23 protein-coding genes are annotated in these 24,456 nt (G+C 52.2%); 18 read left to right on the top strand and 5 right to left on the bottom strand.

Translation table 11 applies throughout. From position 1 onward, the window contains the following. Window positions 1–104 precede the first annotated feature (104 nt). Both IMCC21906_RS04325 and IMCC21906_RS04320 read left to right on the top strand, forming a co-directional pair. Window positions 105–1,454 carry an OapA family protein gene (locus tag IMCC21906_RS04325; protein WP_047011146.1) on the top strand — a complete coding sequence of 450 codons (1,350 nt, stop codon included), beginning with the start codon at window positions 105–107 and terminating at the stop codon, window positions 1,452–1,454. Further along, window positions 1,454–2,572 (top strand): anhydro-N-acetylmuramic acid kinase, encoded by a 1,119-nt coding sequence (locus tag IMCC21906_RS04320; protein ID WP_047011145.1) that lies wholly within the window; start codon window positions 1,454–1,456, stop codon window positions 2,570–2,572. The genes IMCC21906_RS04325 and IMCC21906_RS04320 overlap by 1 nt, the downstream gene beginning before the upstream one ends. 87 nt (window positions 2,573–2,659) lie before the next feature. Here IMCC21906_RS04320 and erpA read toward each other — a convergent pair whose 3' ends face one another. The 3 genes from erpA to IMCC21906_RS04305 form a co-directional block, all read right to left on the bottom strand. Continuing rightward, a complete protein-coding gene (erpA, locus tag IMCC21906_RS04315; protein WP_047011144.1) occupies window positions 2,660–3,013 on the bottom strand; it encodes an iron-sulfur cluster insertion protein ErpA in 354 nt (117 codons plus the stop codon). Window positions 3,014–3,116: 103 nt separating this feature from the next. Beyond that, window positions 3,117–4,157 carry an N-acetyl-gamma-glutamyl-phosphate reductase gene (gene argC / locus IMCC21906_RS04310; RefSeq protein WP_082117345.1) on the bottom strand — a complete coding sequence of 347 codons (1,041 nt, stop codon included), beginning with the start codon at window positions 4,155–4,157 and terminating at the stop codon, window positions 3,117–3,119. Window positions 4,158–4,224: 67 nt separating this feature from the next. Beyond that, window positions 4,225–5,658, bottom strand: coding sequence for a chloride channel protein (locus IMCC21906_RS04305; RefSeq protein WP_047011142.1), 1,434 nt, complete (start codon window positions 5,656–5,658; stop codon window positions 4,225–4,227). A gap of 165 nt (window positions 5,659–5,823) precedes the next feature. Here IMCC21906_RS04305 and hemJ point away from each other — a divergent pair, with 165 nt between their 5' ends. The 6 genes from hemJ to IMCC21906_RS04275 all read left to right on the top strand — a co-directional run bounded on the left by hemJ (window position 5,824) and on the right by IMCC21906_RS04275 (window position 11,749). Continuing rightward, the gene (hemJ, locus tag IMCC21906_RS04300; RefSeq protein ID WP_047011141.1) at window positions 5,824–6,246 is read left to right on the top strand and encodes a protoporphyrinogen oxidase HemJ; all 423 of its coding nucleotides are present in this window, start codon (window positions 5,824–5,826) and stop codon (window positions 6,244–6,246) included. Between the two features lie 124 nt (window positions 6,247–6,370). Then, complete coding sequence (locus tag IMCC21906_RS04295) at window positions 6,371–7,753, top strand: sodium:alanine symporter family protein (protein ID WP_047011140.1); 1,383 nt, start codon at window positions 6,371–6,373, stop codon at window positions 7,751–7,753. A gap of 64 nt (window positions 7,754–7,817) precedes the next feature. Then, window positions 7,818–9,116 carry a glutamate-1-semialdehyde 2,1-aminomutase gene (gene hemL, locus IMCC21906_RS04290; protein ID WP_047011139.1) on the top strand — a complete coding sequence of 433 codons (1,299 nt, stop codon included), beginning with the start codon at window positions 7,818–7,820 and terminating at the stop codon, window positions 9,114–9,116. Window positions 9,117–9,123: 7 nt separating this feature from the next. Next, window positions 9,124–10,134, top strand: coding sequence for a porphobilinogen synthase (hemB, locus tag IMCC21906_RS04285; RefSeq protein WP_047011138.1), 1,011 nt, complete (start codon window positions 9,124–9,126; stop codon window positions 10,132–10,134). A 65-nt stretch (window positions 10,135–10,199) separates the two neighbouring features. Further along, window positions 10,200–10,943 carry a TIGR04219 family outer membrane beta-barrel protein gene (locus IMCC21906_RS04280; protein ID WP_047011137.1) on the top strand — a complete coding sequence of 248 codons (744 nt, stop codon included), beginning with the start codon at window positions 10,200–10,202 and terminating at the stop codon, window positions 10,941–10,943. A 143-nt stretch (window positions 10,944–11,086) separates the two neighbouring features. Beyond that, window positions 11,087–11,749: a hypothetical protein gene (locus IMCC21906_RS04275; RefSeq protein ID WP_052763360.1), complete on the top strand. Its 663-nt coding sequence runs from the start codon at window positions 11,087–11,089 to the stop codon at window positions 11,747–11,749. 3 nt (window positions 11,750–11,752) lie between these two features. On the opposite strand, the gene IMCC21906_RS04270 is transcribed toward IMCC21906_RS04275, so the two are convergent. Next, window positions 11,753–12,325, bottom strand: coding sequence for a CoA pyrophosphatase (locus IMCC21906_RS04270; protein WP_047011136.1), 573 nt, complete (start codon window positions 12,323–12,325; stop codon window positions 11,753–11,755). Between the two features lie 86 nt (window positions 12,326–12,411). Here IMCC21906_RS04270 and IMCC21906_RS16800 point away from each other — a divergent pair, with 86 nt between their 5' ends. Further along, complete coding sequence (locus tag IMCC21906_RS16800; RefSeq protein WP_156165983.1) at window positions 12,412–12,915, top strand: group III truncated hemoglobin; 504 nt, start codon at window positions 12,412–12,414, stop codon at window positions 12,913–12,915. Here the strand turns inward: IMCC21906_RS16800 and IMCC21906_RS04265 are convergent. Beyond that, window positions 12,852–14,012 carry a pyridoxal phosphate-dependent aminotransferase gene (locus IMCC21906_RS04265; protein ID WP_197085949.1) on the bottom strand — a complete coding sequence of 387 codons (1,161 nt, stop codon included), beginning with the start codon at window positions 14,010–14,012 and terminating at the stop codon, window positions 12,852–12,854. The genes IMCC21906_RS16800 and IMCC21906_RS04265 overlap by 64 nt on opposite strands. Window positions 14,013–14,231: 219 nt before the next feature. Between IMCC21906_RS04265 and dksA the strand changes: the two genes are divergently transcribed. The 9 genes from dksA (at window position 14,232) to panB (ending at window position 24,197) form a co-directional block, all read left to right on the top strand. After that, complete coding sequence (gene dksA, locus IMCC21906_RS04260) at window positions 14,232–14,669, top strand: RNA polymerase-binding protein DksA (RefSeq protein ID WP_047011135.1); 438 nt, start codon at window positions 14,232–14,234, stop codon at window positions 14,667–14,669. 63 nt (window positions 14,670–14,732) lie between these two features. Continuing rightward, on the top strand, window positions 14,733–15,608 hold the full coding sequence (gluQRS, locus tag IMCC21906_RS04255) for a tRNA glutamyl-Q(34) synthetase GluQRS (protein WP_047011134.1): 876 nt from the start codon (window positions 14,733–14,735) through the stop codon (window positions 15,606–15,608). A 98-nt stretch (window positions 15,609–15,706) separates the two neighbouring features. Further along, on the top strand, window positions 15,707–15,877 hold the full coding sequence (locus IMCC21906_RS16965) for a hypothetical protein (RefSeq protein WP_197085948.1): 171 nt from the start codon (window positions 15,707–15,709) through the stop codon (window positions 15,875–15,877). Next, window positions 15,874–18,825 carry an ATP-binding protein gene (locus IMCC21906_RS04250; RefSeq protein ID WP_047011133.1) on the top strand — a complete coding sequence of 984 codons (2,952 nt, stop codon included), beginning with the start codon at window positions 15,874–15,876 and terminating at the stop codon, window positions 18,823–18,825. Before IMCC21906_RS16965 ends, IMCC21906_RS04250 begins: the two co-directional genes overlap by 4 nt. Before the next feature lie 173 nt (window positions 18,826–18,998). Beyond that, a complete protein-coding gene (locus tag IMCC21906_RS04245) occupies window positions 18,999–20,447 on the top strand; it encodes a sigma-54 dependent transcriptional regulator (RefSeq protein WP_047011132.1) in 1,449 nt (482 codons plus the stop codon). Window positions 20,448–20,807: 360 nt separating this feature from the next. Beyond that, window positions 20,808–22,199 carry a polynucleotide adenylyltransferase PcnB gene (gene pcnB / locus IMCC21906_RS04240; protein WP_156165982.1) on the top strand — a complete coding sequence of 464 codons (1,392 nt, stop codon included), beginning with the start codon at window positions 20,808–20,810 and terminating at the stop codon, window positions 22,197–22,199. Further along, window positions 22,196–22,669 carry a 2-amino-4-hydroxy-6-hydroxymethyldihydropteridine diphosphokinase gene (folK, locus tag IMCC21906_RS04235; protein ID WP_047011131.1) on the top strand — a complete coding sequence of 158 codons (474 nt, stop codon included), beginning with the start codon at window positions 22,196–22,198 and terminating at the stop codon, window positions 22,667–22,669. The genes pcnB and folK overlap by 4 nt, the downstream gene beginning before the upstream one ends. A 37-nt stretch (window positions 22,670–22,706) precedes the next feature. After that, on the top strand, window positions 22,707–23,387 hold the full coding sequence (locus IMCC21906_RS04230; RefSeq protein ID WP_047011130.1) for a deoxynucleoside kinase: 681 nt from the start codon (window positions 22,707–22,709) through the stop codon (window positions 23,385–23,387). 18 nt (window positions 23,388–23,405) lie between these two features. Continuing rightward, window positions 23,406–24,197, top strand: coding sequence for a 3-methyl-2-oxobutanoate hydroxymethyltransferase (gene panB, locus IMCC21906_RS04225; protein WP_047011129.1), 792 nt, complete (start codon window positions 23,406–23,408; stop codon window positions 24,195–24,197). Window positions 24,198–24,456: the final 259 nt, after the last annotated feature.

Here is a 24,456-nt window from a genome sequence, read left to right as displayed (position 1 = left end):
TAGAAATTACTTTAACTTTCGGTTTATACGGGCTTCAGTAGCGGAATGAATTTGCTATACTGCCCGAAATTTAAACACTGTGACAAATTTACGTTACTAAGCCTATGCGAAACTGGAAAATAAAACGGCACGCTGAAAGCAAGCCTATTACTGCCAAATTTCCCCGCCACCATCTCGCTTTGGCGGCATCGACACTGATTGCCGTGGGACTTGCCCTGCTTATCTTGCCCGGAGAAAATGCCGAGGCAAAACGCACTGCCATTCCTCTCAGTTTAGAACTGAGCCCTGTGCGCCAACAAAATCCCGCAACAGAAGCCCCAATTACCGAAGTTGAACAAGAACAACCTTGGCTGGAAGTTACCGTAAAGCCCGGCGATTCATTATCTGCCATTTTTGGCCGCGCCAACCTCAGCCCCCAGGACTTGCACGAATTACTAAGCGGCGCCAAGAAGGCCACCGCCTTGAGCAAAATTCGTCCTGGCCAAAAACTATCCTTCCAAATTAACGACGAAGGCAAACTGGAAGCCATGAGCTTTCAAGTAGACAAACTTAACAGCTTGGTTTTTGAACGCAGCGTGTCTGGCTTTTCTACCACCGAACTGGCCGAAACCCCAGAGGTTCGACAACGCGTGGCCAGCGCCACCATTACCAGCTCGCTATATAAAGCCGCACACGAAGCCGGAGTTGGCCAAAACATTATTATGGAATTGGCCAATATCTTTGGCGGCGTATTGGATTTTGTTTACGACGTGCGCAAAGACGACTACTTCATTGTTATCTATGAAGAGCTTTACCTGAACGGCGAAAAGCTGGGTAGCGGACAGGTTCTAGCGGCTCAATACTTCAATCAAGGCCGCTCTTTCGAGGCCTATCGCTACATCGATAAAGAAGGCGATGTCGATTACTTCTCCGAGAAAGGCGAGAGCATGCGCAAAGCCTTTTTGCGCGCGCCACTGGACTTCACCCGCATCAGCTCTGGCTTTAATCCCAAGCGCCTGCACCCCGTATTTAAAACGGTTCGCCCTCATCGCGGCGTAGATTACGCAGCCCCCCGAGGCACGCCAGTTTATGCTGCAGGTGATGGCCGCGTCATGGCCGCAGGATACTCTAAAGCCAACGGCAACTATGTGTTTATTAAACATGGCGAAGCCTATGTCACCAAGTATCTGCACCTACACAAACGAGCCGTTTCCAAGGGTAGCCGGGTTCGCCAGCATGAAACTATCGGCTGGGTCGGCTCTACAGGCTACGCAACCGGACCACACTTGCATTACGAGTTTTTGATGAATGGCGTTCATCGCAACCCCGCCACCATCGTCAACAAACTACCGCCTCCGACTAAGGTCGGCAGCTCAGAAATGCCGGCATTTAAACAGCAGATTAGCGGCATGCAAATGCAGCTACGCACCTATGCGGCGCAACGGAATTACACGGTCGACAGCGACGCAGGCTGATGCCTAAGCTCTACATTGGCCTGATGTCCGGCACCAGTCTTGACGGCATAGATGCCGCACTGGTGTCGATCGATAACGGCCAAATCGAGCTGCTCAACACGGCCTCCAGCGCTATCCCCCCCAGCCTCCACCAAGAACTTCTCGCCCTCTGTCACGGCTGCGACAATGAGATAGAACGGCTGGGTGCCGCAGACCGACTACTTGGTGCCGAACTGGCCAAAAGCGCCTTAACAGTGTGTGACGGCGCAGGCCTGTCTTCAGCACAAATCTGCGCTATCGGTAGTCACGGCCAAACCATTCGCCACCGCCCGCCATCCACAAATCAGGCCGAGCAAACTGCCTTTAGTTTACAAATTGGAGACCCCAATACCGTGGCCGAGCTATCCGGCATCACCACGGTTAGCGATTTCCGACGTCGAGATGTTGCCGCAGGCGGCCAAGGCGCACCACTGGTGCCCGCATTCCATGCAGCGGCATTTGCGAAGGCAGGCACCAACCGAGTGATCGTCAATATCGGCGGCATGGCCAACATCACGGTGCTCGATAGCAATGGCGGAATCAGCGGCTTTGATACAGGGCCAGGCAACGTCCTGCTGGATGCCTGGATTCAAAAAAATCAGCGCAAACCCTACGATACAAACGGCCAATGGGCTGCCAGCGGCGTGGCCATTCCGGCGCTTATAGAACACTTTTTGAGGGATGAGTATTTTTCGCTGCAAGGTCCCAAAAGTACCGGGAGAGAAAAATTTAACCTGCAAAACCTAGAAACAATACTTAGCGGTATGCCTGTCGCACCGCCAGAAAACGTACAACATAGCTTGCTACAAATTACTGCCCAAAGTATTGCTAAGGCAATTACTCAACATGCCAAAGATTATAAAGAAATTTATATCTGTGGTGGCGGTGCCCACAACCTCAGCTTGATGCACGCCCTTGAAGAACAACTGCCAAGCTGCACTATCCACAACACTGGCTACTTAGGAATTGAACCAGATTGGGTAGAAGCGGTGGCCTTTGCCTGGCTGGCTCATCAAGCCCTGGAAAACTCACCCGGCAATGTTGCCGCAGTCACTGGCGCCAAGGGTCCCAGGGTATTGGGAACAATATCACCAGCGTAGCGCGGCGACACAAACATTAACTCAAGATAAAGGATAGGCGGGGCGCCAAGTGCTCAATAGCCCATAGCGCCAAAAGCGTGGGGAAATTTATACCGAAAAAGATGAGCCGCAACCACAGGTCGTGGCGGCGTTAGGATTAGTCACAACAAAACGAGCCCCTTCAAGGCCTTCTGTGTAATCAAGCTGGGCTCCCTCAAGATACTGGTAGCTCAGCGGGTCGACAAGCACCGTCACACCGTCTTTTTCGACCAAGGTATCCTCTTCATCAACCAGCTCGTCAAAGGTAAAACCATACTGAAAACCAGAGCAGCCGCCGCCCGTCACAAACACGCGCAACTTCAGGTCTTCGTTGGCCTCTTCTTCCACAAGGCTTTTCACCTTTGCTACCGTACTCTCTGTTAAGGCCAGTACGGATGGCGTAAATTGCTCAACCGCGGACATTCAGTCACCTCTTACAAACTTGATGCGCCACATTGCACATCGCTGTGATTATCCTATTCCTGAGCAAATTGATCAAGAATAGGATTTACCCCTGCCATCCCCGCTACGGGAGCAGTGAAACACCTTGAAGTCCGGCGGTTTCATCAAGACCAAACATAATATTCATGTTTTGAATGGCCTGGCCCGCCGCGCCCTTCACCAGATTGTCAATGGCAGACAGCACCACCAGGGTGTTGCGATCCTGGGGACGATGCAAGGCGATTCGACACATATTGGAGCCGCGTACTGTCCGGGTCTGGGGCATACTCCCCAGCGGCATCACATCCACAAATGGCGCATTAGCATAACGTGCTTCAAATATAGCCTGCAGTTCTTCAAGACTTACGGCAGGATCAAGTAATTCAGAATACAAGGTCCCATGAATGCCTCTCACCTGAGGCAACAAATGGGGAGTAAAGGTTAACGACACCGACTCTCCTGCTGCCACGCTTAACTCCTGCTCAATTTCAGGCAAATGACGATGGCCACTAACGCCGTAAGCCTTAAAACTTTCTGACAACTCAGAAAACAGGTTATCAACTTTAGCTTGGCGACCAGCACCGCTCACCCCAGTGACCGCACTGGCAATCAAACGCTGGTTATCAACCAGCTGCTTCTCTAGCAAGGGGAGATAGCCCAACTCAATCGCCGTGGGGTAACAACCCGGGCAGGCAATTAACTTGGCATCGACAATTTTTGCCGCATTCACTTCGGGCAAACCATAGACAGCCTGCTCCAAAATCTCGGGACAAAGATGTTCTTCGTTGTACCATTTAGACCACAGACCCGCATCGCGGATACGGAAATCCGCAGACAAATCGATTACCCGACAACCCGCCGCCAGCAACTCTGGCACCATGTTCATGGCGACATTATGAGGAGTAGCAAAAAACACCACATCGCAGGTCGCCAGCGCAGCGACGTCAGGAACAGTAAAACGCAAATCCGAAAAGCCCCGCAAACTGGGAAACAACTCATCTACAGGCACACCATCTTCGGCACGGGAGGTAATCATGGCCACTTCCGCATCGGGGTGGCTCGCGATTAACCGCAACAACTCTGCGCCGGTATACCCTGTGCCACCAACGATTCCAACTTTTAACACGCTGTTCTCCTTACCTAATTTAGCGCTTACAACAAATATATATTCGAGTAATGCTGTTAATCCAGACTCACTTATCTTTCTCGTTAAGCTGGGGACCGCTGGTTTCTAGCGTTCCCTCTTCCCGCCCTAGCGAGGCTTCTTCAGCGTCAACTGGCTTCATCATTGCCTCCCAGCCCTTTAACAAATCTCGAGCCAAAATATGATAGATCGGCTGAGGCATGACCAGCTTGGAAATCACCGATCCCGTTAAGGCGCTGACCATCAACGCGGGCAAAATATCGTGGTTATTCCCAGTTAGCTCCAACACTATCACAAAGGCCGTAATCGGGCGCTGGACAACGCCAGCAAAGTAACTCGCCATTCCAACCAAAATCAACGGTGTGCCAGGTACCGTGTCAAAAACAGAACCGATTGCCGCCCCCAATTCCGCTCCCGAGGCCAAACTAGGAGAAAATATCCCGCCGGGAATGCCACTTAAATACGTCAGCATTGTTGCCAGTATTTTGCCAAAAGCCGTATACCAACTGCCAGCAGACTCTCCTGCAAGCAGATCTTTAGCCTCCATGTAACCACTGCCCATGGTCAAACCGCCAGACGCAATGCCCATTGCCGCCAAAATGAAACCTATCACCAAGGCAACCCGCAATGGCGCCTTCGCCACCCACGGTGCAATTGCACGATTACTCTGCACGAGAAAAAAGCTAAACAAGCCGCCAAGTAAGCCACAAAATAGGCTGGTGCCAATCAGATAAGGATAGTGACGAAAGCTCATCGCCTCTACATAAGGCACCCCAAAATAGCTGTAATGCCCAGCAAAGGCCAACACCACCACCCCCGAAAGAATGATCGCTAAAATAAGCGTACCCGAGCTGCGAGCCTCCATAGATTGCTGCAACTCTTCAATAGCAAACACAATTCCGGCAAGAGGGGCATTAAAGGCCGCCGACACCCCCGCCGCCCCCCCGGCGACAATCAAGCCGCTTTCAACTTGGCGCTGCTTTAACTTGGCCCAGGTGCCCAGCTTGTACATTAGCGCTGCGCCAACGTGAACACTGGGGCCTTCTCGACCTACGGTGGCCCCCACCAGCAGTCCCGCGCAGGTAAGCAAAACTTTTAAGGTTGCTACCCGCAGCGATAAGAATGAACCCCTCAGCCAATGATAGCTTTGCTTGTGAACCAGTAATACCTGCGGGATACCACTGCCCTTAGAGGCTTTCCCTCCCTTGTTCATCACCCAGACAATGGCCGCCAGCCCCAACGGGGTAATCCACAGAAAATGCCAAGGATAGCGATCAAAGGTATGACGAAAAACCTCGAAGCTTTCTTCTGACAACCAGGCAAAACCTTGAATAACCAAGCCCACGCTTAACGCGCCCACCCAAAAAACCAGCCGGGTTTTCCAGTCTTCAATGGTGCCGAGTTGGCGTCGAGTATGACGATGACTTAAAAGCCACCAAAGTCGAAGCTGACGCTTTGCACGGGAACGTGTTTTTGGACTCATTACGGCGCGGACCACTCAATGCAGGGGGACTGCAAGGGAAAGTAGATTAGTTTTGCGGCAAGCTACCGCATTTTACGAGCCGCTATTGTATGCTATTTCCTTCGTTAGCCCCAGCCTAGGGCTGCCGGGACCGCATAGATTTTACCTACACTGGGAAGCCCCAACATGCTTTGGCTTAAAGCACTGCACATCATTGCCGTTATCTGCTGGTTCGCCGCATTGTTTTATCTGCCGCGTTTGTTTGTCTACCACGCCAGCGCTGAAGACGACATTAGCAAAGAACGCTTTAAAACTATGGAGCGAAAACTCTATCGGGGCATTGGCAACCCGTCCATGATCGCCACCTTGATTTTTGGTATATGGATGGTCGCGCTAAACCCCCAATACTATCTCGCGGCAGGTTGGTTTCATGCCAAAATTGCGCTGGTGGTTTTACTGATCGCTTATCACCACCTCTGCCTGCGGTTTCTAAAGCAATTTGCCAATGACAGTAACAAACACGGTCATGTGTTTTATCGCTGGTTTAATGAAGCTCCGGTATTGCTACTGATTGCTGTGGTTATTTTGGTCGTGGTGAAACCCTTTTAGCCACTTCGCCTCTGCATTCTCCACACCTCATTCCACCTCACCGCAAAGCCTGCTAGGCTAATTCGCCATATGATGAAACCACATTCAGGCCAAGCGCCATCCAAGCAAAGGGCTAACGACTAAAATGACGATTGCCGCCGAGCTGGAAACCCTCGCCAACCAATTTGCCGACTTTATGTGGAGTACTCCCACGGTCATCTTGCTGGTGGGCGGCGGACTGTTCCTCAGCATTTATTCTCGCCTGCAGTGTTTCCGCTACTTTACCCATGCCGTGGCCATTCTCCGGGGCAAATTCGATAACAAAAACGATCCTGGCCAAATCTCCCACGCCCAAGCTTTATCAACGGCACTCTCTGGCACCCTTGGCCTTGGCAATATTGCTGGCGTCGCCATTGCCATTAGCACCGGTGGGCCCGGTGCCGTTTTCTGGATGTGGGCGACTGCACTCATTGGCGTCACCACAAAATTTTACACTGCCTCTCTCGCGGTTATGTATCGCGGCCACGACTCCGAGGGCGTATTACAAGGCGGGCCGATGTATGTGGTTCGCGAAGGCCTGGGGAAACACTGGTATCCGCTGGCGGTCTTATTTGCGGTGGCGGGCATGCTCGGCACCCTACCGGTTTTTCAGGCCAATCAATTTTTAGAATTACTTCGCCACAGCTTTGTCAGCCCTGAGATCGGCAGCGACAGCAACACGGTTTTTTATTTTAACCTAGTCGGCAGCCTCGTCCTGGCAACACTGGTGGCACTGGTCGTGGCCGGAAAAATCCAGCGTATTGGTAAGCTAACCGTACGCCTGGTCCCCGCGATGGTTCTGCTCTACCTTGCGGTTACGGCCGTTGCGATTTTTGAAAACCTCGACGCTGTGCCCGGCGTATTCGCACTGATCATTTCTGATGCGTTTTCTGGGCAGGCGGTAGCAGGTGGCTTAATCGGCAGCATGATTATGGTAGGGGTGCGTCGCGGCGCCTTCTCTAATGAGGCTGGTATTGGCACCGAGTCCATGGCCCACGGCGCAGCCAAAACCGATCAACCCATTCGAGAAGGCCTGGTTGCGATGACCGGCCCCGTCATTGACACCTTAATCGTATGCACTTGCACCGCACTGATCATTTTATTAACCGGGGTCTGGCAAGACGCCGAGGGCATTGCCGGGGTCTCTCTCACCGCCGACGCATTTGGCTTATTATTTCCCAGCATTGGCAGTAACATTCTGTTACTGATGGTGGCTCTGCTTAGCTTTAGCACCATTGTTTCGTTCTGGTTTTACGGTGCCAAGTGCGCGGGTTTCTTGTTTGGCGCCCACAATCAAAAATATTACACCCCGCTCTATATCAGCTTAATTGTGATTGGCGGCTTGGTGTCTCTCAATTTGGTTAATGGCTTAATCATTGGCATGTATGCGGTGATGGCGTTGCCCACCATGATGTCAACACTGCTATTAGCACCCAAGGTTAACCAAGCGAGCAAGGCCTACTTCCGGCAATTAAAACAACAGCTTTAACAGCGGGATGGCCAGACAGCCGCATTGTCAGGATAATAGCCCCTCGCTTTATTCAGGAGTCGACATGTCCAGCACTACCCCGTCTCGCAACGAAGAACTTTTCCTGGCTGCCCAGCGCCACATTCCCGGCGGTGTAAATTCACCGGTACGCGCCTTTCGCGCAGTTGGCGGCATCCCACGCTTTATTGAGCGGGCCGAAGGTCCCTATATTTTTGATGCCGACGGCAAACGCTATATCGACTACGTTTTGTCTTGGGGGCCAATGTTGCTAGGGCACGCCCACCCCGCCGTCATTGCCGCTGTGACAGAACAGCTTCAACACGGCCTTAGCTTTGGCGCCCCTACCGAAATCGAAACTCGGCTGGCCGATAAAATTTGCGACATCATGCCCGGCATGGACATGGTCCGCATGGTGAACTCTGGCACCGAAGCGACGATGAGTGCCATTCGGCTAGCTCGCGGCGCCACTGGTCGGGACAAAATCATCAAGTTTGAAGGCTGCTATCATGGCCACTCAGACTCACTGCTTATTAAGGCGGGATCCGGTGCGCTCACCTTTGGCACCCCCAGCTCACCAGGGGTGCCCACGGCACTGGCTGAGCACACCATCACTCTGAGCTACAACGATATCGACGGCGTGAAAAAAGCGTTTGCTGAAATTGGCGAGCAAGTGGCTTGCGTCATTGTTGAACCCGTAGCAGGCAATATGAATTGCGTGCCACCCATTCCCGGCTTTTTAGAAAGCCTGCGCGAAGCCTGTGATCAGTACGGCAGCCTCTTCATTATTGACGAAGTCATGACCGGCTTTCGCTTGGGCTTGCAGGGCGCCCAAGGTCATTACGGTGTTACCGCCGACATTACGTGCTTGGGCAAAGTGATCGGTGGCGGCATGCCTGTCGCGGCCTTTGGCGGCAAGCAAGAAATCATGACCCAGCTCGCCCCTAGCGGCCCGATTTATCAAGCCGGTACGCTGTCAGGCAACCCTGTCGCGATGGCGGCGGGGCTATGTATGCTGGAGCACATTGAGCAACCCGGTTTCTACGAACCCGTGTTTGCCAACACCGCAACCCTCGTCGAAGGCCTCCGTCAGCGCGCCGACGCAGCAGGCATCGCCATGACCAGCAATCACGTGGGTAGCATGTTCGGGGTTTTCTTTACCGAAGAAGAACAAGTTTGTAATTACCAACAAGTGATGGCCTGCGACGGTGATCGCTTTAATCGCTTTTTTCATGGCATGCTCGACGCCGGGGTATACCTCGCCCCCGCTTCCTTTGAGGCAGGCTTTTTATCCGCTGCCCATCGCGAGCAGGATATTGCCGCTACCCTAGATGCTGCCGAGCACGTTTTTTCCACACTGAAATGAGACCTTTATGAGCAAGTCACTGCAGCGGGGCAGCTTTCCCGCCACTCGAATGCGGCGCATGCGCGCCAGTGATTTCAGCCGCCGTTTAATGCGAGAAAATGCCCTGACGGTAGATGACTTGATCTATCCCATGTTTGTCTGTGAAGGCAAAGAAAACCGGCAAACCATCGCCTCAATGCCCGGCATCGAACGCCTGAGCATTGACCTCCTTGTCAAAGAAGCCAAGCTGCTAGTCAGCCTGGGCATTCCCGCAATCGCGCTGTTCCCGGTCGTCGACTCGACAAAAAAATCCCTGCTAGCGGAAGAAGCCTACAACCCCAATGGTCTTGCCCAGCAGGCGATCAAAGCCATCAAAGACGCTGCCCCTGAACTGGGGGTCATCACCGACGTAGCCTTAGACCCCTACACCGTTCACGGCCAAGACGGTATCACTGATGACAACGGCTATGTGCTGAATGACCAAACCGTAGAAACGCTTAGCCGCCAAGCACTGGCGCAAGCCGATGCTGGTGCTGATGTGGTTGCCCCCTCGGATATGATGGATGGCAGAATCGCCGCCGTACGCCATACTTTGGAAGAAGCAGCTCATATCAACACCCGTATTCTGGCTTATTCCGCAAAATATGCATCAAGCTACTACGGGCCATTTCGAGACGCCGTGGGGTCATCGGGAAATTTGGGCGGCGGTAACAAATACAGCTACCAAATGGACCCCGCCAACAGCGACGAAGCCCTGCACGAATGCGCCCTGGACATTGCCGAAGGTGCCGATATGATTATGGTCAAACCCGGCATGCCCTATTTGGATATTGTGCGCCGGGTAAAAGACGAACTTGCCGTACCCACGTACGCTTACCAAGTCAGTGGTGAATACGCCATGCATTGCGCCGCGTTCGCCCAAGGCTGGCTCAGCAAAGATGCGGTCATGATGGAGTCTCTACTGGCCTTTAAACGCGCTGGCGCCGACGGCATACTCAGTTACTTTGCCAAAGACGTGGCAATATTACTGAATGCCTAGTCTTTACCCTGTCTTTTTTTGCCACTATTGTCTTTACTGAAAAACAACAAACCGAGGGGAAGCTCATGAAGAAGGAATTACTGGCCGCTGCCGTGTTGGCCACCGCGACTGGCGTAGCCCAAGCAGATATCGTAGGCCTAACCGCCGGTGCTTATATATGGAAACAAAGCTGGGACGGTGATGTTCGTTCCGGCCCCACTGCCAACGATGAAATTAGCCTTAAAGACGATTTCGGCTACGACGACGAAACCGGCAATAGCTTTTTTGTAGCCTTAGAACATCCAGTGCCGTTACTGCCCAATGTCCGTCTACAACGTACTGAGCTTGAGATTTCCGAGCGCTCAACCTTGAACCGCAGCTTCACATTTGAAGATAGAGTTTACACAGCGGGCGATACCGTAGACTCCACCACCGACCTCGGCCACACTGACGCCACCTTTTACTATGAAATTTTAGACAACTGGGTAAATCTGGACGTAGGCTTTAGCGTTCGCGTATTTGACGGTGAAGTGCGCCTGAAATCCAGTGCCTTCGATGAGTCATTAGACTTAGATGCACCACTCCCCATGGCCTATGCCAACGCTCGCTTCGACTTGCCCTTTAGTGGCCTGTACGCTTCAGCGGTGGGCAACGTCGTTGCCTTTGACGGCAATAGCGTCACGGATATCACTATGGGTATCGGCTACGAAGTGGGCATTACCGCCATTGAACTTAACTATCGCAATTTTGATGTCAGCCTAGAAGACGGCGACGAAGAAGCCGGCATCACTGTTGACGGTATTTACTTGGGTGTTGTTATCGACATTTAAGTCTTAATCGGTGCGCGCCACTGGCGTGCACCGCCCTTTTCCACCCGCTTTAATCTCCCGCTAAACCACCACCCGGCAATGGTTGCCAGCGCCTTGGGCTTCACCTATCCTAAGCTTTCACTACGTTTTGAATTACACACTTCATGCGCATTTCCCCTTGGTTCAGTCTTATTTTTTTTCTACTTGCCAGTTCTGCAAGCTTTGGCTGCGAATGCCTATGGCAAGGCCCTTTTAACGCGGCCTTGCCCGAAGCAGACGTCGTGGTGAAAGGCACGGTTAGCCAACAACAAGGTAATAGCCTGGATTTAACGGTGGACGAGTACCTGCAAGGCGAGGACTACCGAGACACACTGCGCATTTGGGGGAAGAAGGATGATTTATGCCGCCCCGAAGTCGAAAACTTTCCCATTGGCAGCCAGTGGGTCATGGCCTTACAGCGTATCAACACGGTGCCCGAAGACGGCTTTGACCCCTTCCGCCCCAATATCAGCTATGGCCGAAAAGAAGACTACAGCCTATCCAGCTGTGGCGTTTACTGGCTACAGGTAAACAGCGGACGGGTGTCTGGCAATATTGTCGCGGGTTCTCGCTGGCAATATGAAGACAAGAAAAAATCGCCGGTACTGCTATCACTCTTTAAAAGCTGGCTGAACGGCGACATCGGCGATCAGCAAATTGCCGAAGCCAGCAAGCCTCGCCCAGAGGCCCGACAACTGTTGAACAACACCCGCATTTTTCTTTTGCAGCAGCGTCGGGAAGAAAGCAAAAATGCCGAAGCAGCAGACGAGACAGAAGCTACCGATTAAGACTCAGGATTTTATCACGGTCATAAGCTCATCCAGCATTCGCAGCGACATTCCCCAAATCCGTTTACCTTCGTAAAAATAGCAGGGTAAGGTGAGCTTAAGCGTCCCTCTCTGCCATTGCATTGACTGCCGATGCTCCTCGTTCTGCAAAAAATCAAGCGGCACCCAAACCGCCTCGGCCACTTCGTAATTGGGGGTAATACTCACCGCTGTATGCAGATGGAAAACATATGGCGTCACCACCATTGGCCGACGACCAGAGTGGGGGCGACTGACAATATCCGACAAGCGACCAATACAGTGTCCCGCTCGACCAAGATAGATCCCGGTTTCTTCTTCTGTCTCGCGCATCGCCGTGCGCAAGCCGGTCATATCCCCCTTGTCCATACGACCACCGGGAAAAGCCATGTGCCCAGACCATGGGTCGCCTTCTCGCTCGGCCCGCTCAATCATCAACACCTGCATTTCATCGCCGCGCTGGCGCATAATGAGAGCCACAGCCGAGCGTTTTACCCAGCGTCGCCACCACCGCCGTCGGGGGCGAAAATGTTTAAGTCCATCAACTACTGATTGCAAAACGCATTTCCAAACTGTCTGATCCGCTATTATTTAACTGTGGGAGATAATAGCACTCGCAACTCTACACAAGGTAGCTGTCAGCCATGAAGCACTCCACCGAAAACCCAGACATCTGCAATCGCGACGATCTAGTCGATTTGCTTAACGCCTTCTACGCTCAAGTGTTAAACGATCCTATCATTGGCTTTTATTTTACCGACGTCGTGCATTTCTCCCTTGCAGAGCATATCCCTAAAGTGGCCGACTTCTGGACAGCTCAACTTTTTGGCAGTCTAAACTACCAAGGCCGCACCTTTGAAACTCACCTTGCCTTGCATCGCCATACCGCCATCACCCGTCACCACTTTCATCGCTGGCTGCATTTATTTTCTACCAGCATTGACGCACGGTACGCTGGTGTAAATGCCGACGCACTGAAGCACCGCGCTCAAACTATCGCCACCTCCATGGCCACAGCACTGAGCAAACAGGCAACAACCTTAGGTGAAGCAGAGGGAATCTTTATTCCTCCCGCCATTCAACATCAGGAGTACAGCGCCTCGAGTCGAGCAACCGCTTTTTCCAACTGCGCCATACTCGTAGTGTAAGCAAAACGCACATGACGCTGGGCATTATGCTTGCCAAAATCAATACCGGGGGTAATCGCAATGCCGTGCTCTTCAAGCAGCTGCAAGCAAAACGCCTCAGTACTTTGCTCAAATTTGTCGATGCCAGCATAGAGGTAAAACGCACCCTCAGGCTTGTGAGGAATATCAAAACCCAAGGCCGTCAGCGCCGGATACAAAAAGTCTCGGCGCTGCACAAGCTCCTCACGCCGCCGATCCAAAATGCGGCGGGTTTCTGGCAGAAAGGCCGCCAAGGCAGCATATTGCGCTACGGTTGAAGGCGAGATAAAAAAGTTTTGCGCCATTTTTTCCAGCTCAGGCACCGCAGCCTCCGGCGCCACTATCCAACCAAGACGCCACCCGGTCATGCCAAAATATTTCGAGAAGCTATTAATCACAAAAGCGTCATCAGTAATAGACAAAATACTTGGCGCAGCCCCGTTGTAACTCAGGCCGTGATAGATCTCGTCCACAATCAAATGACCGCCGCGCCGTTGGCAGAGTTCATGCAGGCCTTGCAGCTGTGAACGGCTCAAAATTTCGCCGGTGGGATTAGCTGGCGAAGCCACAATCACGCCGCTGGTATTACGCTGCCACGCCGCCTCAGCCAACGCTGCATTCAGCTGAAAGCGATCTTGCGGCCCAACCGGTACCAATTGCCCTTCACCTTCCACCAGTCGCAAAAAGTGACGATTGCAAGGATACCCAGGGTCCGCCATCAACATACCCTCACCCGGGGCCATTAACAGCGCTGACAGCAACAACAAAGCACCAGATGCACCGGGGGTGACAACGATCCGCTCAGGGGAAATATCTAGACCGTAATCGCTGCGGTAGTAGTCCGAAATTGCCTCTCGCAATTCGGGAATCCCCACCGCTGGCGTGTAATGCGTTTGACCACAGCGCAGCGCTTTCACCGCCGCATCGACAATCGGCTCTGCCGTTGCAAAATCTGGCTCGCCTGCGGCCATATGCACAATGTCTCGGCCCTGGGACGCCAACTGCTTGGCACGAGTCAACACCTCAACCACGCGAAATGGCTCGATGTCGGCGACTCTGGCTGCAAATTTTGCTGTCACTCTAGCGTCTCCAGCTATTGTTAAAGTCGCGATCATAGCAACTGCGGTCGGCAACTCAAACACACGAGAGGCCCACCCAAAGCCGCCAGAGACAAACAACAGGCAATTTCGTGTGGCGTGGTGTGCATTTATCTGGTAGCTTTGCCGGTTTGGCGGCATAGCACCCGCCTAACAAGTCCGCAGAACGCGGTTAAAAGGCTTGTGAGAAGAGGGCCACACATGGCTGCAAAGCAAAAAGAAGCAGAAACGCTAAAACCCTTCGTTCCCTATAAAGCGAAGAAGGGCGAAGCCTATATGAACGAAGACCAGAAGAATCACTTTCGGGAGATTCTATACAGCTGGAAATCGGAATTGATGCAAGAGGTCGATAGAACGGTGTCTCATATGAAAGACGAGGCCGCCAACTTCCCCGACCCTGCAGATAGGGCAACCCAGGAAGAAGAGTTCAGTCTTGAACTGCGCACCCGCGATCGCGAGCGCAAACTTATTAAGAAAATTGACTCGACTCTCGACCTGATCGACGAAGACGACTATGGTTTTTGCGACACCTGTGGTGTCGAAATTGGCATAAAACGGCTGGAAGCTCGTCCGACAGCAACCCTGTGCATTGACTGCAAAACCCTAGACGAAATCAAAGAGCGTCAAGAGCGCGGCTGATACCGTGGGCGAGGCTAGCCTCGCCTTTATCTGCAATTTCTGCCCCCAATTAAAGAGAGGACAATGCCTCAAAACGGACCCAAATATGTGGGCCGCTTTGCGCCCTCTCCTTCCGGCCCCTTGCATATCGGCTCCCTGCTGGCTGCACTGGCAAGCTACCTCGACGCCAAGGCACATTGCGGCACATGGCTGCTACGCATCGAAGATATTGATCCGCCCCGAGAAGAACAAGGCGCCGCCCAGTCGATCATTGACAGCTTGCGTTGCCACGGCCTTATTTGGGATGGCGAGATCAGCTGGCAGCATCAACACAGTCATGCTTTTGAGCAAACGCTAGAAACACTCTTACACGCCGACGAACTCTTTCAATGCAGCTGCTCTCGACGTCAACTCGCTCGCAACAATGGCTTGCATCAACGCCCCTGCATTGCGCCCTTAAATCCTGACAGCTTTGCCTTGCGGCTTAAGGCCGATCAGCGAGAAATTCATTTTATTGATCGCCTCCAAGGCCCCCAGCACGAACACATGAGCAACGCTGTGGGTGACACTATTTTAAAACGCCGGGACGGTCTTTATGCATACCAGCTGGCGGTTGTCGTCGATGATATCAGCAGTGGCATTACCGACATCGTCAGAGGGGTCGACTTGCTGGACTCCACCGCCCGGCAAATTTACTTACAACAAAAGCTAAGCGCGCCAACACCACGCTACCTGCACATCCCGGTGTTAACCGACACATCCGGCGACAAACTCAGCAAACAACGAGCAGCGCCTGCGCTGGACAACAACCTTTCAGTCAGCAATATTCGACGCTGCCTCCAGCACCTTGGCCAGCCAACGCCACCCGCATCGCTGAAAAATTGCGAAGATATCCTTCATTGGGCTACCGCCCACTGGCGAGTAGAAGATATTCCCGCCCAAACCCATATCTTGGCCTGACTCTGTTACTCTGCCAAAACGTTAAAGGCACATACTGCTTTGCAGTTTAGCCACGCCTCCAGTACCATCTTTTCGCCACTGACGACAGCCGCAGACCCATGCAAATACAATCATCTCTTTTATTGCTGGTTAGCTTTACCTTTGTTTTTGCCCCCACCTTAAGCCAGTGGCTGCAAGACAGCGGCAGTGCGTGGTATCGCCATCACCTGCTCTGGCTGGTTGTCATTGCCTTTATCTACCTTAGCCATCGCCAAAAGCACGTAAAATGAACTTTGACATAGATGGACTCTTTCTTATTGGCATCGGCTACCTTATGTTGCTGTTTGCCATTGCCTACGCAGCAGAAAGACAGCTATTACCAGACCGCTTAATTCGCCACCCTTTAATTTACGTTTTGTCTCTAGGCGTATACGCCAGCAGCTTTGCTGTCTACGGCGCCGTGGGCTTTGCACAACACTATGGCTATGCCTTTCTGAACTATTACTTAGGCATCTCAGCGGCGATGGTGCTACTGCCTATTTTGCTCACCCCGCTTCACCGAATTTGCAAAACCTATCGCCTCAACTCGCTGGCAGACCTGCTCAGTTTCCGTTTTCGCAGCCAGCTTGTCGGGTCGCTTGCCACTTTATTTTTAGCGGCATCAATCTGGCCATTACTGGCCATACAAATTCGCACGTTTGCCGACTCCACAAGCATGCTGAGCAGTAGCGGGCATCTTGCATTTAAAGGCTTTCACTTCAAGGAACTCAGCGCTTTTGGTTTTTGCATAATCATTACGCTGTTTACCATCTTGTTCGGTTCTCGCAGCCTTACCTATAAAGATAGCCACAGAGGATTAGTCGTGGGGCTTGCCTTTGAGTCGGCCGTCAAACTCATTGCAATGCTACTCATCGGTGCCGCCGCCGTATGGTCTATTTTTGGCGGCCTCGATGAAATGCAGGCATGGCTGACAAGCCGGCCCGAGGTGCTGCAAGCCCTCACCACCAATACCCAGGCAGACGCGCACCGCCTAATGCTGGTCATGTTCTTTGCCGCCGCCGTATGTATGCCGCACTTATTCCACATGCTGTTTACCGAAAACCCCGAAAGCGACAATTTACACACTGCCAGCTGGGGCATGCCGCTCTACCTGCTTTTAATCAGCCTGCCAATATTACCTATTTTATGGGCGGGCCAAGCGGTGGGGCTAACCATGCCCAGCGACTATTTCACGCTGGGCGTTCCGCTGCATATAGATAACCCTTTTCTAGTCATTGCCGCCTACATTGGCGGCATGTCGGCAGCCAGTGGCGTCATTATTGTTGCGACGCTGGCGCTGGCCTCTATGTGCCTCAATCATTTAGTGCTGCCGGTTTATCGTCCACCGGGCCAAGAAGTGAATATTTACCGCTGGCTGCTCTGGACGCGGCAACTGCTTATCTGCGCGATTATTTTAGTCGCGTTTTTATTTTATGAGATGGTCCCCGAGCAAGAGACCCTCACCGACTTGCTAATGATCTCCCTTACTGGTGGCGCTCAGTTCCTGCCCGCAGTTGTTGCCGTCTTATACTGGCCCTCCGCCAACCGAACCGGCTTTATCAGTGGTTTAAGTACCGGTTTTGTGGTCTGGTTTATCGGTCTATTGCTACCCATGCTGGCTGGCATCGAGAGCATTTTCTCTGGCCCCCTCAATATTTTCTCTCTTGCAGCCGAACAGCATTGGATTACTGTTGCCGCCACCTCATTAACGCTTAACGCTGCTGTGTTTGTACTGGTCTCATTGATTAGCGATACTCCAGCAGAAGAACGCAGCGCCGCCGAAGCTTGTACATTAGACGATCTAAACCGGCCCAGCCGCGCGGCACTCAACCTGCAAGATGCCCGACAAATGAAACTGCGCTTACAGCAAGTGCTGGGGGAAAGTGCCGCCAACCAAGAATTCCACCGCGCACTGGAAGAGCTCAAACTCAAAGAGTCTGAGACTCGACCCTATGCACTGCGCCGTATTAGAGACCGTATCGAAGTTAACCTGTCATCATTAATCGGCCCCTCCAGTGCCCGCCGCGTCATTGACCGCACGCTGCCCTATACCGAAAACATTATGGGCGAAAGCGAAGACATTAACTTTATCGAGGAGCGTCTAGAGCATTACCAAAGCCACCTAACCGGCCTGGCTGCCGACTTAGACAGCCTCAGACGCTACCACCGCGAAACATTAGAGAACCTGCCCATTGGGGTCTGCGCTCTGGGGCAAGACCAAGAAATTTTGCTGTGGAATATGTCTATGTCAGACACCACCCGCATCACGGGAAGCGATATTACCGGCTCCCATCTAAGCGGCCTTCCCAGTGCTTGGGCGGGTTTGCTGCAAGACTTCTTTATCAGCGAAGATCTGCATTGGAGTAAACGCAGCATCGACACTGACCGCGGGCTACGCTGGCTAAACCTGCACAAAACTGAGTCAGGGATAATGGGCCGGGATGAACTTATCGTGGTTGTCGAGGATGTCACCGAAAACCAGCTACTCGAAAATGAGCTAACCCACCAGGAGCGTCTTGCCTCGATTGGTCGTTTAGCTGCAGGGGTTGCCCACGAAATTGGCAACCCAGTCACCGGCATCGCCTCACTCGCCCAAAACCTGCGTTACGACACCGATAACCCCGAGAGTCTAGAAACCGCATCTCAAATTATTAAGCAAACCCAGCGTATTACCACTATTGTCCGCAGCTTAGTGAACTTTGCCCACACAGGAAGGGAAGACCCGACCCAGGCAATAGAACCTGTACATATACGCGCCTCTGTAGATGAAGCGTTGCAACTGCTCAACCTTGACAGTACCGCCCATAAAGTACATTTCAACAATGATTGTGACGACAGTATTTGGGTCACCGGCGACACTCAACGGTTACTACAAGTGTTTATCAACATTTTATCTAATGCCAGAGATGCCAGCCCGCTTGATGGCACAATCACCATTTGTGCCAATGCCGACCAAGAGCGCGCCCATATCACCGTTACCGACCAAGGCCACGGTATAGACAGTACGTTAAAAGACCAAATTTTCGAGCCCTTCTTTACCACCAAAGAACCGGGCAAAGGCACGGGCCTCGGTCTCGCCTTAGTCTATAGCATCATCCGCGACCTACGCGGCGAAATCAGCATTGAGAGTCCTGTCACCGAAAGGGGCGTAGGAACACGGCTGCATATTTACCTGCCTATTATCGAGCCCCAGCAATGAGGCGCATCAACAATAGATCAACAAAAAGTGATCTTAAACAGCCAATTAATGCGTACCAGCCGCCAGCCAGCAAACATCTTGCACGGCCTTCGGTCTAGAAAAAATACCGGGGACGGGGTATGTTGTTCGGCTGACAAACACGCGCTGGCGTATAGATACATCGGGAGAACTCTATGGCACGAATAATGATCGTCGAAGATGAAGATGTCATCCGCTTGGCATTGCGACGGTTATTGGAGCACAACGGCTACGCAGTCGATGTAGCCACCTCCGTCAAAGAAGCCCTCGCCTCCCAGCAAGTCAACAATTACGATTTAATTATCAGCGACTTAAGACTGCCCGGCGCCAACGGCACTGACATTATCAACAAAACCGAGTCGCCGGTGTTGATAATGACCAGCTACGCCAGCCTGAAGTCCGCCGTTGATACCATGAAGATGGGTGCCATCGACTATATCGCCAAGCCTTTCGACCACGATGAAATGCTAGAAACCGTCGCCCGCATTATTCAAACCAATAGCGAGAACAATCCTCCCCATAAAACCGGAACAAACCGACAGGGGAAAGCAGTCGCCAATGCCAATGGCATGATCGGCAACTGCCAAGCCATACGCCAGGTGTATGAGCGCATTGAACGTGTCGCCCCAACTAACGCCACCGTTCTGATTCATGGTGAAACAGGAACGGGCAAAGAATTAGTCGCCCGGGCTATTCATGCCCAAAGCGACCGAGCAGGCAAAGCCATCGTTTGCGTCAATTGCGCTGCCATTCCAGAAACCCTTATCGAATCAGAGCTGTTCGGTTATGAGAAAGGCGCCTTTACCGGCGCCAACAGCAATCGAATCGGCTTAATAGAAGCCGCCGACGGCGGCACCTTGTTTCTGGATGAAATTGGCGAGCTTCCCCTTGAGGCCCAAGCCCGATTACTGCGTTTCATCCAAGAAGACGAGATTCGCCGCATCGGTGCAGTCGAATCCAGCAAGGTTAATGTGCGACTGATTTGCGCCACTCACCGCAACCTGAAAGAAATGGCTCACGCTGGCCACTTTAGAGAAGACCTTTATTACCGTATTAATGTCATGAAATTAGAGCTGCCGCCCCTGAGAGAGCGCGGTAAGGATATTTTAGAAATTGCTGAAACCATGTTACGCAGTCGTTGTGAAGCCATGGGCAAACCGGCCATGCACTTCAGCCCCAAAACTATCCAGGCGATTACAACCTATGTATGGCCGGGAAATATTCGCGAGTTAGAGAATGCCGTAGAGCGTGCGGTTATTCTCTGTGACGGCGACGAAATCGACAACGAGTTACTCGACATCGACCTAGAACTGGTCGACATCAACCAAATTCGCGGTAGACAAGCAGATCCCGCATCCCGCCAAACCAGAGATGCCAACAAAAAAGATACCGGCCGAAACAAGACCTCCGCAGGACGAACCGCCGACCCCAGCGAAGATCTGTCACTAGAAGACTATTTCCAACACTTTGTACTTGAACATCAAGACTCCATGAGCGAAACCGAACTCGCGCAAAAACTGGGGGTCAGTAGAAAGTGCCTGTGGGAACGTCGGCAACGACTAGGCATCCCACGTAAAAAGGCCAGCACCCGCTCAGGTAGCTAAGCAAGCGTTACCCATTCAAGACCTGTGTAACAAAAGCCGTTTACATCGGTAACAAGCAGGCAAAAAAAAGCAAAACAAAAACCACCCAAATATTCCTAAGTCATTGTTTTTAAACAAATACTAAAACATGGCACAGCACATGCTTTAGTATTGTCAAAGAAGAATAAAACCTTAACTAATAAAAATAAGAAAACGAGAACAATAACAATAAAAGAGCAATAAAAAGACCTGGGTGGGGAAGACTATGTTTTCCCCTTCTTCATTTCTAGACTATCAAAATTTGTCCACTTACCGCCCCCACACAGTTTCTCTTGCTATGATAGAATGCCTGCCTTCTGTTAATGGCCAAGCACTCTTACGATGACATCTAGCTCCGTTGCCGGGCTGTGGAAAAAGCTCACCAAGAAACTCCCCAAATCCAATAGGCGCACTGCCGCAAGGGAGCCCGTGATAATCCCCAGGGATCATCACAACATATCCCGTCGACTTATTAGCGATAGCGCGCTAAAAGTCATGCACCGGCTGAACCAGTCTGGCTATGACGCCTACCTTGTTGGCGGCGGCGTGAGAGACATTTTGCTCGGCGGCCAACCCAAAGACTTCGACGTCGCCACCGATGCCACCCCCGAGCAAGTGCGCGGCCTGTTTCGCAACAGCCGCATCATTGGCAGGCGCTTCAAGATTGTCCATGTGCGTTTTGGCAGAGAAGTGATAGAGGTCACCACTTTCCGAGGTAATCATAGCGACACCGGCGGAACAGTCAGCAAGCAACATTCTGCTCGCAACGAAAGTGGAATGCTGCTGCGAGACAATATCTATGGTTCGGTTACTGAAGACGCTGAGCGCAGAGACCTCACCATTAACGCCCTGTACTACACCAGCAAAGACTTTTGTGTGTACGATTATATGGGCGGCCTGCAAGACCTGAACGATAAACTTATCCGGGTTATTGGCGACCCCGAAACTCGTTACCGCGAAGACCCAGTAAGAATGATGCGGGTTATACGTTTTGCGGCAAAACTGAATTTTGATATTGAAGCCGCTACCGAAGAACCAATTCAACGACTGGCACCGCTGCTCAGAGACATCTCCCCCGCGAGATTATTTGACGAAGTCTTGAAATTATTTATGGCTGGGAATGGCCTGCAAACCTATGCCTTATTACAGCGCTATGGTTTATTTCAACCCTTGTTTCCTGCCACCCAGACCATGTTAAACAAGCAAACCCCCGCGGCAGAAGCCATTATCCAACAGGGCTTGATTAACACCGATGCGCGAATTGCCGAAGGCAAATCCGTCACCCCGGCTTTTATTTACGCCGTGATCCTTTGGCCCTTGGTGAAATCACTGCAAGCTGAAATCGCCGCTTCTGGTGTGCCCGAAATCCCTGCACTGCATCAAGCCTCTGAGCGCGTTCTGCACAAGCAACAACAAACTGTGGCGATTCCCAAGCGGTTTTCCCTGCCAATGCGCGACATTTGGGAACTGCAGTTCCGGCTCACCAAACGCAACGGCAAACGCGCAGAACAACTACTGGAGCACCGTTACTTTCGCGCTGGTTTTGATTTCCTTCTGCTAAGAGAACAGGCCGAAGAGATTGAACCCGAACTCGGGCAATGGTGGCTGGCTTTTCAGGAAAGCCGTCCCGAATTACGCGACGCTATGCTCAAAACCAGCAGCAGCCAAGAACCGCGAAAACGTCCTCGCAGACGCCGTCGCAGACCACCCAATGCGGCCCGCAACCCGGAATGATTCCGTGTTTTATAGGGCTGGGCAGCAACCTTAGCCAGCCCAGACAACAATTACTCAGGGCAATCGACGCGCTTGCCGCGCTACCCAGCTGCCGGCTCGACGCGGTTTCACGATTTTACGGCTCCAAAGCGATTGGCCCCGGCGCGCAGGACGACTACGTTAACGCCGCAGCCAAATTATCAACATCACTCGACCCCCACGCACTACTGACGGCACTACAGGGGATTGAACAGCAACAGGGTCGCCAGCGAGCCATACGCTGGGGCGCACGCACTTTAGACCTGGATTTACTCCTCTATGGCGACGCCCGTATAAACAGTCATACCTTGACCGTGCCACACCCGGCAATCCCAGAGCGGCCCTTTGTACTCGCCCCACTGGCCGAACTTGACGCTCAAGCACCTGGCATCCATATTGGCCAAGCAGTAGACTACCTGTCAGCTGACAAGCTCTGGCTCATATCACCTTAATGATATTCTCCAACGACACTGCCAATAACGCCTCTTAATGACGAATAAGCATCTACTCTCAGAACCCATTCTTGGCGGCCCCCAGCCACCGCGCTTTGTTGCTGTAGAAGGCCCTATTGGGGTAGGGAAAACCACCCTCGCCAAAAAACTAGCCCACTCCCTAGGGTATGAGCTACTACTGGAAAAAGCGGAGGAAAACCCTTTCCTGGAGCGCTTTTATGCCAATAAAGCCCATGCCGCACTATCTGCTCAGCTGTTCTTTTTATTCCAGCGAGCCCAACAGCTAAGCGATTTACGTCAGCAAGATATGTTTGAAGGAACCTACATTGCCGACTTTTTATTTGAAAAAGACGCCCTGTTTGCCGAGCTCACCCTCGACCCTCACGAACTCGAACTCTATCGCAAGGTATATCAACAAGTTGAAGTAGATATACCCCGGCCCGATTTAGTGATCTACCTGCAAGCCCCCGTCAACGTGCTGCAAGACAGAATTCAACGTCGGGGCATCAACTTTGAACAATCTATTAATGATCGTTACCTGGAGAATGTTAACGAGGCTTACAGCCAGTTCTTTCTCTCTTACAATGCCGCCCCACTGGTCATTATCAATGCCACTGAAATTGACTTTGCTAACAATGATGACGAATACCAGAAACTTCTGGCATACCTGCTGGAAGTTCGCAGCGGTCGGCATTATTTTAATCCCACTTTTTTCTGAACAACCCCGAGGCAAATCATGAGCCAAGTGACCATCACCAGTCTGCTAAAAAAGAAGCTCAACAAAGAGCCCTTTGCAGTAGTGACCTGCTACGACGCAGGCTTTGCCACCCGGGTTGAAAAAGCCGGTATCGACGCCATTCTGGTTGGCGACTCACTGGGCATGGTAGTACAAGGACAGGAATCCACCCTGCCCGTAACCGTGCAAGACATGGCTTACCACACCCGCTGCGTCGCTAAGGGCGCATCGCGGCCGCTGATCATTACCGACCTCCCCTTTGGCAGCTATAACAGTGTCGAGGATTGTTTGCGCAATGCCACCGCCCTCATGCAAGCAGGCGCAGAAATGGTCAAGCTGGAAGGTGGTAGCTGGCTTTGCGACAGCATTGTTCAGCTCAATCGCGCAGGTATCCCCGTGTGCGGTCACCTCGGTTTAACCCCCCAATCGGTTAATCTTCTCGGCGGCTACCGGGTACAAGGCAGAGAGGACGAGCAAGCAGAAGCCATGCTGGCAGACGCCAAAGCCTTGCAGGCTGCTGGCGCTTCACTACTCGTGCTTGAATGCGTCCCCAAAACCCTTGCAGCGCGAATCAGTGAAGCCTTAGACATTCCCGTTATCGGCATCGGCGCGGGCAACCAAACAGACGCCCAAGTATTGGTATTACACGACTTGCTTGGCGTTACTGAAAAAACCGCCAAGTTTGTACGCAATTTTGCCGATGGCAGTGCTAGCGTTGAAGATGCTCTACTTCGCTACCGAATCGCTGTAGAAGACCGCAGCTTTCCCGGTGATGAGCACACATTCACCTAACTACTTGAATCTGTTGGCCGTTACCGTAAGGAACAAAACAGCTGGTAACAAAGCTGTAATTTTTTGCTGACAAAGGATTGAACCCCTATTCTGATTACGGCATACTTGCCCGCCACTGGCCAGCCTGATCAGATTATGAGCAATCTGAGTAGCATTTATATGGGTTTGATCAGCCAGTGTTTAGGTCGCCAGCCCGCGGTGTGCGCGGACTGACTTCACAGCAAACTGCCTTCGCTGACTATAGCGAAGTATGAGATTG

Origin of the sequence: Spongiibacter sp. IMCC21906 (assembly GCF_001010805.1) — a bacterium.
Lineage (GTDB): Bacteria > Pseudomonadota > Gammaproteobacteria > Pseudomonadales > Spongiibacteraceae > Spongiibacter.
Note: the sequence above shows the minus strand (reverse complement) of the source record. Positions and strands in the feature narration are given on the sequence as shown.